The sequence below is a fragment of the Paraburkholderia sp. FW306-2-2C-D06C genome (assembly GCF_058781505.1).
This window is the reverse complement of sequence record NZ_JBYSWU010000052.1, coordinates 1-12,664: the sequence shown is the minus strand read 5'-3', so window position 1 is coordinate 12,664 and position 12,664 is coordinate 1. Positions and strand designations below refer to the sequence as shown.

The 12,664-nt window shown below is 64.8% G+C and carries 14 protein-coding genes and 1 tRNA gene; 8 read left to right on the top strand and 7 right to left on the bottom strand.

Features of this window, described 5'->3' with window-relative positions; genetic code table 11:
* Positions 1-8: 8 nt before the first annotated feature.
* Positions 9-93: transfer RNA gene (locus tag AC3WLT_RS29495), tRNA-Leu, on the bottom strand.
* Positions 94-261: 168 nt separating this feature from the next.
* On the opposite strand from AC3WLT_RS29495, the gene AC3WLT_RS29490 reads away from it, so the two are divergent.
* The 6 genes from AC3WLT_RS29490 (at position 262) to AC3WLT_RS29465 (ending at position 6,186) form a co-directional block, all read left to right on the top strand.
* Positions 262-1,332, top strand: coding sequence for a LacI family DNA-binding transcriptional regulator (locus AC3WLT_RS29490; RefSeq protein ID WP_492595181.1), 1,071 nt, complete (start codon positions 262-264; stop codon positions 1,330-1,332).
* Positions 1,333-1,426: 94 nt separating this feature from the next.
* A complete protein-coding gene (locus tag AC3WLT_RS29485) occupies positions 1,427-2,506 on the top strand; it encodes an ABC transporter substrate-binding protein (RefSeq protein ID WP_492595180.1) in 1,080 nt (359 codons plus the stop codon).
* On the top strand, positions 2,503-3,327 hold the full coding sequence (locus tag AC3WLT_RS29480; RefSeq protein ID WP_492595179.1) for an ABC transporter permease: 825 nt from the start codon (positions 2,503-2,505) through the stop codon (positions 3,325-3,327). The genes AC3WLT_RS29485 and AC3WLT_RS29480 overlap by 4 nt, the downstream gene beginning before the upstream one ends.
* Positions 3,328-3,359: 32 nt before the next feature.
* The gene (locus tag AC3WLT_RS29475) at positions 3,360-4,271 is read left to right on the top strand and encodes an ABC transporter permease (RefSeq protein WP_492595178.1); all 912 of its coding nucleotides are present in this window, start codon (positions 3,360-3,362) and stop codon (positions 4,269-4,271) included.
* On the top strand, positions 4,268-5,314 hold the full coding sequence (locus tag AC3WLT_RS29470; RefSeq protein ID WP_492595177.1) for an ABC transporter ATP-binding protein: 1,047 nt from the start codon (positions 4,268-4,270) through the stop codon (positions 5,312-5,314). The genes AC3WLT_RS29475 and AC3WLT_RS29470 overlap by 4 nt, the downstream gene beginning before the upstream one ends.
* A gap of 44 nt (positions 5,315-5,358) precedes the next feature.
* Positions 5,359-6,186, top strand: a complete 828-nt coding sequence (locus AC3WLT_RS29465; RefSeq protein ID WP_492595176.1) for a phosphodiesterase — start codon at positions 5,359-5,361, stop codon at positions 6,184-6,186.
* Between the two features lie 25 nt (positions 6,187-6,211).
* Here AC3WLT_RS29465 and AC3WLT_RS29460 read toward each other — a convergent pair whose 3' ends face one another.
* On the bottom strand, positions 6,212-6,685 hold the full coding sequence (locus AC3WLT_RS29460) for a DUF2569 domain-containing protein (protein WP_492595175.1): 474 nt from the start codon (positions 6,683-6,685) through the stop codon (positions 6,212-6,214).
* 263 nt (positions 6,686-6,948) lie between these two features.
* On the opposite strand from AC3WLT_RS29460, the gene AC3WLT_RS29455 reads away from it, so the two are divergent.
* On the top strand, positions 6,949-8,157 hold the full coding sequence (locus AC3WLT_RS29455; RefSeq protein ID WP_492595174.1) for an MFS transporter: 1,209 nt from the start codon (positions 6,949-6,951) through the stop codon (positions 8,155-8,157).
* Between the two features lie 123 nt (positions 8,158-8,280).
* Here the strand turns inward: AC3WLT_RS29455 and AC3WLT_RS29450 are convergent, their stop codons facing one another.
* From AC3WLT_RS29450 to AC3WLT_RS29430, 5 genes are all read right to left on the bottom strand, one after another.
* Positions 8,281-9,210 carry an EamA family transporter gene (locus AC3WLT_RS29450; protein ID WP_492595173.1) on the bottom strand — a complete coding sequence of 310 codons (930 nt, stop codon included), beginning with the start codon at positions 9,208-9,210 and terminating at the stop codon, positions 8,281-8,283.
* A 382-nt stretch (positions 9,211-9,592) separates the two neighbouring features.
* Entirely contained in the window at positions 9,593-9,826 is a 234-nt protein-coding gene (locus tag AC3WLT_RS29445) for a pentapeptide MXKDX repeat protein (protein ID WP_492595172.1), read from the bottom strand.
* Between the two features lie 108 nt (positions 9,827-9,934).
* Positions 9,935-10,702 carry a molybdopterin-dependent oxidoreductase gene (locus AC3WLT_RS29440; protein ID WP_492595171.1) on the bottom strand — a complete coding sequence of 256 codons (768 nt, stop codon included), beginning with the start codon at positions 10,700-10,702 and terminating at the stop codon, positions 9,935-9,937.
* A gap of 23 nt (positions 10,703-10,725) precedes the next feature.
* On the bottom strand, positions 10,726-11,364 hold the full coding sequence (locus AC3WLT_RS29435; protein ID WP_492595170.1) for a cytochrome b/b6 domain-containing protein: 639 nt from the start codon (positions 11,362-11,364) through the stop codon (positions 10,726-10,728).
* Positions 11,365-11,432: 68 nt separating this feature from the next.
* Positions 11,433-12,260: a DUF1223 domain-containing protein gene (locus AC3WLT_RS29430; protein ID WP_492595169.1), complete on the bottom strand. Its 828-nt coding sequence runs from the start codon at positions 12,258-12,260 to the stop codon at positions 11,433-11,435.
* 94 nt (positions 12,261-12,354) lie between these two features.
* Here AC3WLT_RS29430 and AC3WLT_RS29425 point away from each other — a divergent pair.
* On the top strand, positions 12,355-12,664 hold a 310-nt coding region (locus AC3WLT_RS29425; protein ID WP_492595168.1), incomplete at its 3' end, for a hypothetical protein.

The following is a 12,664-nucleotide window of genomic DNA, read 5'->3' as shown; positions in this document are numbered from 1 at the left end:
TGGTGGCGTGGTGCCGGGGACCGGACTCGAACCGGCAAGCCGTGAAGCGGCGGATTTTAAGTCCGCTATGTTTACCAATTTCATCACCCCGGCAAGGGCGGACGCGATTCTACCATTGTGCCGCAGGCGCACCAAACCGGGCGGCCTCGCGCCGGACGAGCCCCGGCCCGCGCGGCACGCCGCAATTCTAACGTCATCCGCCAGTCACAAAGCCTGCTGATAATCCCCCCGACGAAAACGTTTACATCTCGGGCGGAAACAGTGATTCCAACAATCAAGGACGTGGCTGCACACGCGGGCTTTTCCATCGCCACGGTCTCGCGCGCGATCAACGCGCCGCACACCGTCAACCCGGTCACGCTCGACAAAGTGCGTCAGTCGATCGACGCGCTCAACTTCCGTCCCAGCCCGCTAGCCCGGCAATTGCGCAGCGAGCGCACGCGCCTCGTCGGCGTGGTGCTGCCGACGCTCGCCAACCCGGTGTTCGCCGAATGCCTGCAAGGCATCGACGATCTCGCGTCTGCACAGGGCTACCGGCTGATGCTGATGACCACCCAGTACGACGCCGATCGCGAACGCCACGCCATCGAGACGCTGCGCGAACACCGCGTCGAAGGCATGATCCTGACGGTCGCCGACGCGGACACCCATCCGCTGCTCGACGAGCTCGACCGCGCGGGTCTGCTGTACGTGCTGATGCATAACGACACGGTGCGGCGTCCGTCGGTGTGCGTCGACAATCGCCTCGCCGCCTTCGACGGCGTGCGCATGCTGATCGCGCACGGCCATCGCCACATCCTGATGCTGGCCGGTACGCTGGCCGCCTCCGACCGCGCCCGCCAGCGCCATCTCGGCTACGCGCAAGCCATGCAGCAGGCCGGCCTAACGCCCGCGCCGGCGCTTGAGGTCGATTTCAACGCCGACGAACTGTCGCCGTCCGTGCTCGCTCATCTGACGAGCGGCCCGAACCGGCCGACCGCCCTCTTCTGCAGCAACGATCTGCTGGCGATGGTCGTGATGCGCGGCCTGCGCCGCGCGCGTCTGCAGATTCCGCATGACATGTCGATCCTCGGTTTCGACGGCCTCGCGATGGGCGAACTGCTGTCGCCGCCGCTCGCGAGCATCTGCGCGCCGAATCGCGAAATCGGCTGCGCGGCGTGGCAGCGCCTGCTGGCCCGCGTCACCGGCACCTACGAAGCACTCGGCGAAACCTCGCTCGCGCTGACCTTGCCGCACACCTTGCGCGAAGGCGCCACTATCACGGCGATCTCGAACCTGAGCGCCGGCTCGCCGGCGCGCGCCACCGAGCCGGCCGCGCGGCCCTTCGCATAGCCCCCGTTTGCATCAAGCTGCATCAAGCTGCATCAACCCGCATTAACCGTCAAGCCTCGAACCACCCGCTCGCTTCCTCATCAGGAGACCCGCTGTGATCCGCTCTTCAGCACGCTTAGCCGCGCCCGTCAAACCGCTCTGGCGCCGTCTCAATCGCACCGCTGCCGCCGCACTGTCGGCGTGCGCCATCGCCGGCGCCGCGCTTGCGAGCTTCGCGCCGCAACTCGCCCACGCCGACGAAACCGCGATCTGCTACAACTGCCCGCCCGAATGGGCCGACTGGGCCAGCCAGATCAAGGCGATCCAGCAAAAGACCGGCATCCGCGTGCCGTTCGACAACAAGAACTCCGGCCAGTCGATTGCGCAATTGATGGCCGAGCAGAAGAGCCCGGTCGCCGACGTGGTGTATCTCGGCGTGTCGTCGGCTTTCCAGGCGAAAGACAAGGGCGTGATCCAGCCGTACAAGCCGGCGCACTGGGACGACATTCCCGCGAACCTGAAGGACCCGCAAGGCTACTGGTTCACGATTCACTCCGGCACGCTGGGCTTTTTCGTCAACAAGGACGCACTCGAAGGCAAGCCGGTGCCGCGTTCGTGGGCCGACCTTCTGAAGCCTGAGTACAAAGGCATGATCGGCTACCTCGATCCGTCGAGCGCGTTCGTCGGCTATGCGGGCGCGGTGGCGGTGAATCAGGCGCTCGGCGGCACGCTCGACAACTTCGAGCCGGGCCTCGACTGGTTCCGCAAGCTGAAGGCCAACGCGCCGATCGTGCCGAAGCAGACAGCCTATGCGCGCGTGATGTCCGGTGAAATCCCGATCCTGCTCGACTACGACTTCGACGCCTATCGCGCGAAGTACAAGGATCACGCGAATGTCGAGTTCGTGATTCCGAAGGAAGGCACGATCTCGGTGCCGTATGTGATGAGCCTCGTAAAGGGTGCGCCGCACGATGCGAACGGCAAGAAGGTGCTCGACTTCGTGCTCTCCGACGAAGGCCAGAAGCTGTGGGCCGAAGCGTATCTGCGTCCGGTGCGCGCCAATGCGATGAGCCCGGAAACCGCCGCGAAATTCCTGCCGGCAAGCGACTACGCCCGCGCCAAGCCGGTCGATTTCGGCAAGATGGCCGAGAAGCAGTCGAGCTTCGGCGAGCGTTATCTGCAGGTGATGCATTGAACGACATCACGTTCCCGCTGCGCTGGCGCATCGCGTTGATCGCGCCGGCGCTGGTGGTCTTCATCGCGTTCTGGCTGCTGCCGATGGGCGCGCTCGCGCAGTTGAGCGGCGACGGCCACGCGTTCGCGACCTACCGCGCGATGCTGACCAATCCGCGCTACATGTCGAGCCTCGGCGCGACGGTCGTGTTGTCCACGGCGGTGACGGCGGCGACGCTGGTGCTCTCGGTGATCGCCGGCTTGCTGCTGGCGCGCCGCGAGTTTGCGCTCAAGCGCACGCTGCTCGCGTTGCTGACGTTTCCGCTGGCGTTTCCCGGCGTCGTGGTCGGTTTCATGGTGATCATGCTGGCGGGACGCCAGGGCTTGATCGGTGCGCTGTCGCTCAAGCTGACGGGCGACCGCTGGGTGTTCGCGTATTCGATGAGCGGCCTCTTTCTCGGCTACCTGTACTTCTCGATTCCGCGCGTGATCGTCACGGTGATGGCGTCGGCAACCAAGCTCGACGCCTCGCTCGAAGAGGCCGCGCGCTCGCTCGGCGCGTCGCCGTGGCGGATCACGCGCGACATCGTGCTGCCCGCGCTGTCGCCGGGTCTGATCGCGGCGGGCGCCGTGTGCTTCGCCACCGCGATGGGCGCGTTCGGCACCGCCTTCACGCTCGCCACCGACATCGACGTGCTGCCGATGACCATCTACACCGAGTTCACGCTGAACGCGAACATGATCACCGCGGCAGGCCTCTCCATCGTGCTCGGCATCGTCACGTGGCTCGTGCTGGCGTTCGCGCGCAGCGTGACCGGCTCGGCCGTCGCGGCGAGCGCATGAGCGGTGTTTCCAAACCGGATGACAAGACCTCGATGAATTCCATCACTGCTCCAATCCGGCCGGCTGCGAAGCCGCGCTCGCGGCTCAGGTTGCCGAGCTCGCGCACCTTGCTGGCGGCCGGCCAATGGCTCGTCACGCTGCTGCTGTGCGCGTTTCTGATCGTGCCGGTCGTGATGTCGATCGTGGCCGGGCTCACGGTCAACTACTTCAAGGGCGTGTCGAGCGGGCTCACGCTGCGCTGGCTGAGCGAAGTGTGGACGCAGTATCACGGCTCGGTGTTCCTGTCGCTCGAAGTGGCGGCGGCGACCTTGCTCGTTACGCTCGTGACCGGCGTGCCCGCGGGCTACGTGCTGGCTCGCAGCAAAACGCGGCTGTCGCGCATTGTCGAAGAGTTTCTGGTGCTGCCGATCGCGCTGCCCGGTCTCGCCTCCGCGCTCGCGCTGCTGGTGGTCTACGGCGGCTTCACGATGTTCCGCATGAGCGTCGCGTTCATCGTCGCGGGGCATGTGGTGTTCACGCTGCCCTTCATGGTCCGCGCGGTCGCGGCGGTGTGCGCGAGCAGCGATCTGCGCACGCTCGAAGAAGGTGCCGCAAGTCTCGGCGCGAGCTTCCTGCAGCGCTTCGTGACGATCGTGCTGCCGAATGCGCGGCCGGGCATCGTCGCCGGTGCGCTGGCGGTGCTGACGCTTTCCATCGGCGAATTCAACCTGACGTGGATGCTGCACACGCCCGACACCAAGACGCTGCCTGTCGGTCTCGCCGACACCTACGCGTCGCTGCGTATCGAAATCGGCAGCGCGTACACGATTCTGTTTTTCATCATGACGATGCCGTTGCTCGTCGCGATGCAATGGCTCGGCGTCGATGCGACCGGCCAGCGCAGCGCGCCGCAGCGACGCGGCAACGCCGCCCGTTCGAAGCCACTACCGACGTCCACGCCATGAAACTCGCCTCCGTTCCCATCACGCTCACACAATGCGCGAAAACGTTTCGCGGCACCCGTGTGCTCGAACCGCTCGATCTGCAGATCGGCGCCGGTGAAACGCTGGTGCTGCTCGGCCCATCCGGTTGCGGCAAGACCACCACGCTGCGCATGATCGCGGGCCTGGAGACGCCCGACACCGGCGGCCGGATCGCGTTCGGCGACGAAGACGTCACCGCGCTGCCGATCGAAAAACGCCAGGTCGGCATGGTGTTCCAGAGCTATGCGCTGTTTCCGAACCTGACCGTGCGCGGCAACATCGGCTACGGACTGAAGATCAAACGCGCACCGGCTGAAACCGCGCGGCAACGCGTCGACGAATTGCTCGCGATGATGCGGCTCACCGCCCACGCCGACAAACCGATCGATCAGCTGTCCGGCGGCCAGCGTCAACGTGTTGCATTGGCGCGCGCGTTGGCTGTGCAGCCGCGCGTGCTGCTGCTCGACGAGCCGCTGACCGCCCTCGACGCGCGCCTGCGCGACACCTTGCGCAGCGAGATGAATACGCTGCTGCGCGAACTCGGCATCACGACCGTCTACGTCACGCACGATCAGGCCGAAGCGATGGAACTGGGCGACCGCATCGTCGTGATGAGCGCCGGGCGCATCGAACAGATCGGCTCGCCGCGCGAGATCTACTATCGTCCCGCGAACCGGACGGTTGCGCAGTTCGTCGGCACGATCAACCGGCTGGCGGGCGAACAGCGCGACGGCATGCTGACCACCGCGGGCGGCGCCGTGCCTTTGCCCTCGAGCCGCGCGCACGCAAGTGCCGCGCATGAATTCTTCTTCCGTCCCGAAGACGCCTATCTCGCCGACCCGGCGAGCGCCCAGTTGCGCGGCAGCATAGAAAGCACCGCGTTTCTCGGCGAGCGCACCCGGCTGACGATCGGCGGCGCCGCGCCGGACCCGTTGCTGGTCGACGTGGCAGGCCGCGTCGAACTGGCGCGCGGCACGCCGGTCGGCATTTCGATCGCGCCGGACGCGCTGATTGCGCTATCGTGACAAAGCCGCGCCGCATTTTTTGCGCGCAAAAAAAGGACCTCCCCATGCTGCTGGCTCAAATTAGCGACTTGCATATCAAACGGCCCGGCGCGCTGGCCTATCGGCGCGTCGACACCGGCGCCTACCTCGCGCGCTGCGTCGCCGCGCTCAATGCGCTGGAGCCGCGTCCCGACGCGGTGATCATGACCGGCGACCTGGTCGATCAAGGCAGCCCGGACCAGTACGAACACCTCAAGGCGCTGCTCGCGCCGCTCGAGATCCCCTACTACCTGCTGGTCGGCAATCACGACGAGCGCACCGCGTTGCGCGCGGCGTTCCCGAACCGCGCGGAGTTGCAAGGCGGCGGCGAGTTCGTGCAATACGCGGTCGACGTCGGTCCGCTGCGCGTGATCGCGCTCGATTCGATGGTGCCGGGCCAGAGCGTCGGCAATCTCTGCGACGCGCGGCTCGCGTGGCTCGCGGCGCAACTCGATGCGGCGCAAGGCAAGCCGACGGTGGTCGCGTTGCATCATCCGCCGTTCGCGTGCGGGATCGGGCATATGGATGAGCTGCGGCTCGATCCGGCTGCGTCGGACAAACTCGCTGTGTTGATCGCGCGTTATCCGAATGTCGAGCGGGTGATCTGCGGACATGTGCACCGGCCGATGTTCGTGCGCTTCGGCGGCACGATTGCGTCGGCGGTGCCGGCGCCCGCGCATCAGGTCGCGCTCGATCTGCGCGAAGAGGCGCCGTCCGCATTCGTGATGGAACCGCCCGCGTATGCGCTGCACCGCTACGATCCGGCAACCGGAATCATCACGCATCACGCGTATGTCGACGAGGCCGACGGGCCGTATCCGTTCTATGAGCCTGACGGCGAGTTGATCGACTGACGCCGTTGCCGGCTCAGTTGCGAGGTCAGTTGGCCACGAAGGTATCTTGCACGCGCCGGGACAGCCTGAAATACGGTATCCCGAGCGCGGCCGCGACAACCGCCTGGATGAAGCCGTCGAACGGCACCGCGATGTCGATAGCGATCGCCTGACTCAGGTAGTCGCCAAGCAGATAGGCGCCGGTGCGCATGACGACGATCAAGCACAGCCAAGCCTGAACCTGAACCGGAAAGCGCGCCGATTTGCGCCACGCGAGTAACGAAAGCCAGCCCGCGCCGGCCACGATAAACGCGCCGATGATCACGTCGCAGCCGACCGCCACGATCACCGTCCGATACCAGCCGTGCGTGCCGGGCCGCACGAACACCGCGAGCAACTCCCATTCGAGCATCAGCTTGAGCGGATCGCGCAGCGCGATCGCTGTCGAGAGCGCCCATGCTGCGAGGCAGAGCAAGGCTAGTAGAAGCCAGCCGCCGATCGCCCTCGGTTCGCGTTTCATTGTTTTCGTTGCGTTCGTTGTTTTCGTTGCGTTCGTTGCGATAGTCATGAAGTCCGTCACGTGATCAGTGCTTTAGCGCGTGACGATTCTACGAACGGCAAGCGAACGGCCATCTCATTTTGTCCGTGGACGGGTCAGCGCCGTCAGCGCGTTGCTTGCACCTCGTAAGCGCCCTTTGCGACCGTCAGCATGATCCGCCCTGCTCCGGTATGATCGGCACGCTTGAGGACCGCGCATGGGCCGGTCCATCGACGGCTCTTCTCATGTCCACTTCCGACACCACCTCGTCTTCCGCATCCGCCGACCGCTCGTTGCGCGGCCTATTGCTTCTGCTCGCGACGATTGCCGGCGTGGCGGTGGCGAATATTTACTACAACCAGCCGCTGCTCGATAACTTCCGGCAGTCGTTTCCTGGCAGCGCGTCGTGGGTTGGCGCGGTGCCCGCCGCGACACAGCTCGGCTACGCGGCCGGGATGCTGTTGCTCGCGCCGCTCGGCGACCGCTTCGATCGGCGCCTGCTGATCCTGTTGCAGATCGCGGCCATGTGCGTCGCGCTGGTGGTGGCCGCTGCGGCGCCGACGCTGCCGGTGCTGATCGCGGCGAGCCTCGCGATCGGCGTGCTCGCCACCATCGCGCAGCAGGCCGTGCCGTTCGCAGCCGAGCTGGCGCCGCCGGCGCAACGCGGGCATGCGGTCGGCACGGTGATGAGCGGCCTGTTGCTCGGGATTTTGCTGGCCCGGACCGCGGCGGGTCTCGTCGCCGAGTATTTCGGCTGGCGCGCGGTATTCGGCGCTTCCGTCGTCGCGCTGATCGTGCTGGCGGCGGTGGTCATCCTGCGCTTGCCGAAGAGCAAACCGACGTCGACTCTCGCGTACGGCAAGCTGCTTGTCTCGATGTGGCATCTGGTGGCCGAGCATCGGGCATTGCGCGAAGCGTCGCTGACGGGCGCGGCGATGTTCGCGGCGTTCAGTATTTTCTGGTCAGTGCTGGCGTTGCTGCTGGCAGGCGCGCCGTTTCATCTTGGGCCGCAGGCGGCGGGACTATTCGGGATTGTTGGCGCTGCCGGGGCGATGGCCGCGCCGCTGGCCGGCAAGTTTTCCGACCGACGCGGGCCGCGGGCGATTATCACGCTGTCGATCGTGCTGGTGGCGATTTCGTTCGTCGTATTTGCGTTGTCGGCGAAGAGCATGGTGGGGCTCGTGATTGGCGTGATCGTCCTGGATGTCGGTGTGCAGGCGGCGCAGATTTCCAACCAATCCAGAATTTACGCGCTGAAGCCCGACGCGCGCAGCCGGGTGAATACGGTTTATATGGTCGCCTATTTTATTGGCGGAGCCCTGGGGTCGGGGGTCGGCGCTTTTGTCTGGCCGACTTTTGGATGGATCGGAGTGAGTGTTGCCGGATTGGGGTTTGCCGCGCTGGCTGCATGGAATCATTTGCGCCTTGCAGCCAGGAGTGAGGCTTTGAGTTGAGGTGCCCGCGCTACCACGTGATCGGCGGCGCCAGGGTCGCGACCGAGCTGGACGCGAAACGCGCGATCCGCGAAGGCGCGGAAGTGGCAGCGGCGCTTTAAATGCGGCGCGCCGCCGCGCGCGTCACGCGAGACTCTTCTTCCGGCGATCGAACCAGAAGGACAGGCCCACGCTCGCCAGAATCACGATGGTCGCGATCACGGTGGAATGCGTGACCGGCTCGCCGAGCAGCAGCGCGCCGAGCGCCACCGCGACCACCGGATTCACATACATGCAGCTGCTGGCGATGATCGGACTCGTATGGCGGATCAGAAAACCATAGGCGACATACGCGGCCATCGTGCCGATCAGCATCAGGTAGATGAACGCCAGCACCGGCAGAAAATGCACCTCGAACATCCGCTCGCCCGATGCCAACGCGACCATCGTCGACATCGCGCCGCCAAGGCCGATCTGCAACGACGTCGATAGAAACAGATCCGACGGCAGCTTCAGACGTCCGGCCAGATGTGCGCCGCCGGCCCAGAAGAGTGCGCCGCACAGAATCGCGAGGCTGCCGCCCGCCGAGCCCGGCGAGTTGTCGCCGTGACTCAGGATCGCGATCCCGAAGAGCCCGAGGCCGACCGCGAACCACTCGCCTCTCGCGATCTGCCGCCCCGCCACCGCCGCGATCACCGTCGCGAACAACGGCACGGTCGCGACCATCACCGCCGCCGTGCCGGTGCCGACGGTACGCATCCCGAAAGCCAGCATGCCGCTCGACAGGCCGACCAGCATCGTGCCGACGAGGCCCGCATGGCGGATTTCAGCGAAGCTCGGCCAGACCGGCGCGCGGCGCGCCGCAAACACGAACAGCCCGATGCCGGCAAACAGGTTGCGCAAACCGGAGAGCAACAAGGGCGGAAACGAACCGAGCGCTACGTGCACCGCGAGATAGGTCGAGCCCCACACGAGATAGACGACGGCGAGCGCGAGCGCGATCTGTCCGTTGTGGGACTGCGGCAAACGGATCGGGAAACCACGCGGAAAGCGGTTGGGAGATTGCAGCGACATGCGTTCAAACCGCCAATGCCGCTCGAGGCGCTGCGCCCCCGCTAAGGACCCTGTGACGGGATGGCGGGCGCCGCATCGGCGATGCGGTCTGACGGGCGAGGCTGGCGGACATGTCGGTGGAACGGAAGGACGATAGTTGGCCAAAGGGGCCATAACGCCGCGGCGCTCGAGAAGGATCGGTCCACGGCTGACACGCGCCAAACGTCTGGCGCGACGCCGCATTATGCAGTAAGCGCACACCGCGCCGCTCGAAAGAATCGTAACTTATTGGTGTACTTGCAACAAAAAAGCCGGGGGAACGTCTCCCCGGCTTCAGGTCACGCGCCACCTGCCATGCGCGACGTGCCGCGCTCGATCCATGCGGACGGCATCGCGCGATACGTCAGTTGCCCATGGCGCCCGACGCTTCGTGCTTCGTGCCCATCGCGTCGCTGCCTTTTTTCATCTTGTCATGCTTCATCGCGCCCTTCTTCATGTGGTCCTTGGACATGCTGTCTTTGGACATCGAATCCTTCGACATCGCGTCGTTGGACATGGCGCCGCTTGCCTGCGCGAACGCGGCGCCGCCGCTGGTCAGGAAGGCGACTGCGATTGCTGCGATTGCGAATTTTTTCATGGGATGACTCCGTGGTGTTGTGGGTGAATCTGAACCGGCTTGGGCCGGCGTGCTGCCGAAGCCTCTGCCGCTCGGGGTCACGCATTTCGCATGCCCGACCCGCGCGCGTCAGGAGCCTCCGAACCAGTTGTAGCCCTGGTCGACCCAATAGCCGCCGGGAAACGTGTTGGTGACGAACATCTCGACGATGTGCTTCGGATTCTTGTAGCCGAGCTTGGTCGGCATACGCAGCTTCATCGGAAAACCGTATTTCGCGGGCAGACGCTCGCCGTCGTAGGAGAACGTGAGCAGCGTCTGCGGATGCAGCGCGGTCGGCATGTCGATGCTTTCGTAGTAGTCGTCCGCGCATTTGAAGCCGACGTACTTCGCGCTGGTGTCCGCGCCGATGCGCCGCAAAAAGTCGGCGAACGGCGTGCCGCCCCAGCGGCCGATCGCGCTCCAGCCTTCCACGCAGATATGCCGCGTGATCTGCTCGGCGTGCGGCAGCGCGTACAGCTCGGACAAGGTCCAGACGCGCTGGCCGGTCACGAGGCCGCTCACCTTGAGCTTGTAGTCGGACGCATTGACCTCGGGCACTTCGTCGATGCCGTAATACGCGTTGAACGGGAACGGCCGCGTGATCTGCGCCTCGGTGTAGGTCGGCGCGAGCCGCTTCGGATCGAACAGCGCGGCTTGCGCGCGGTCGTTCAGGCGCGACACCATCATCAGAAATTTGTTGACCGATTCGTCGTCGGTCAGCGAGCAGCCGGTCAGCAGCGACAGACCGCCGAGCGTCAGAAGCCGTTTGCCGAACAGCCGCCGCGACGGCATCGCGAGTTCGCGTCGTGCGTCGATCAGGATCGATTCGCGGTCGAGTTTTTTAGCGGGTTGATTCATGATTCGATGTCCTTAAGCTTGACTCACCGTCCGCGCAACATCGCGAGGAGCGAGCGCGGCACGAGCGCCACCATCGTCAGGTGCACGACGATGAAGGCCGCCATCAGCGACATTGCGCAGAAGTGCACGATGCGCGCGTTGTCGTAGCCGCCCATCAACTCGCGCAGCAGCGGGAACTGCACCGACTTCCAGATCGCGAGGCCCGACAGCACCAGCACGATCAGATCGCAGACGACGAACAGGTAAGCGAATTTCTGCACCGCGTTGTAGACGCGCAGGTCCGCGTGCGAGAGCTTGCCGGTGAGCGCCGCGACGAAGTCGTGCAGCACGGCGCGCGGCGAGAGCGGCAGGAACTTGCGCACGAAGCGTCCGCTGAGCAGATTCAGCGTGAGATACACAAGGCCGTTGAAGACCAGCAGCCACATCGCCGCGAAGTGCCATTGCAGCGCGCCGCCGAGCCAGCCGCCGAGGGTGATCGCGGGCGGAAAGGTGAAACCTGGAAAGACCGGCGAGGCGTCGTAGATGCGCCAGCCTGACAGCATCATCACGATGGCCGCCAGCGCGTTGAGCCAATGCGTGACGCGCACCCACACTGGATGAATCGTGCTGCTGAGCGGCGCCGCGGGCGGCGCGGTTTTGCTTAGCGTGTGAGGAGTAGCCATGAGAATCTCCCGTGAATAGTGGCGCGGCGAGCGCGGCGCGATTGGCGCGATTGGTGCGATTGGTGCGATCAATGGCAGGCGGCCAGTTCGGCCACTTGCAGTACGTCGCCGGTCGCGGCGTTTTCGACGAAGGCGACTACGCCGAAGCTGTCGGCCGATGTGGCGGCGTTGACATCCGCGTCGTCGATACGGATGCCGCGATGGATTTGCGCGTTGCCGGCTATCAGCGGCACGGGGCCGATCCATTGCCGCACCACTCTTTCGTGATGCAGGGTTGCGCCGCTGTTTTCGCCGGCGCGCACTTGCGAGGTCAGCGCGTTTTGATAAACCGCGACATAAGCGTTTAGCGTGTTGGCCGAAGCGGAGGTTTGGGCGGCGAATTGCGCGTCGACGTCGAATGCGCCCTTCGCTTGTGGCTTCAGTTGCAGGGCGACGTTGGCTTGTGCCGGTTCGGCTACGAGTTTGCCGACGCGGCTCGCGAAGCTGTCGTGCTGCGACCAGCTGCGCAGCTCGCGGCCTGATATGAAGATTTCGGGCGTGTAGATTGTGTGGCCGCCGGCCAGGGTTTGCTGACGTTCGGTGAAACGATGCTGGGAGAAGCGGTCGCTCCAGCCCAGGCTGTTCCAATAGTCGACGTGTAGTGCCAATGGCACGATGCTTTGGGTGGCGCCGCTGTTTTTCCACTGACTCAGCCAGCTGTCGGCTGGAGGGCAGCTGTTGCAGCCTTCGCTGCTGTAGAGCTCCACTAGCGCTACGCGGTGAGATGGGCTGTGGGACGTGCACATGGCGGTGGCCGCTGTTGCCAGGCCGCTGGTGGCCAGCGTGGCCAACGCGATGGTGAACGCGATTACTCGCGTAAAGGGCAGGTTGGCTCGGCGGGTCAGTGCGGTTTGCATGGCGTGCTCCATCTGGATTTGCACGTTTGTCGAAGGTGGGGGCCGGTTATGACAACCGGTTGGAAATATTTTTTGGTTTTTTTGCACGCTCCGCGTGGGGGTTTTGCTTTTTTTCTTCGCTGGTATTGGTCATTGTGCGCCTGTGGTGGTTTGTTTTGTTTGCCTGCGCGGCGCTCATTTTTGTTCGCCTACGGGGCTGGTCTTTGGTTGTTTTTTTGCCTTTGGCGGCGGCATTGTTCTGTGTGCCTACGGCGGTGGGCTTTTCTTGATTTTTGCCTGCGCGGCGCTTCTTATGGCTGTTTGCCTACGGCGTTGGTCTTTCCTTGATTTTTTGCCTGTGCGGCGCTTCCTATGTCTGTTCGCCTACGGCAGTGCCTTTCGCTGTTCTGACTTCTTTGGCCTTT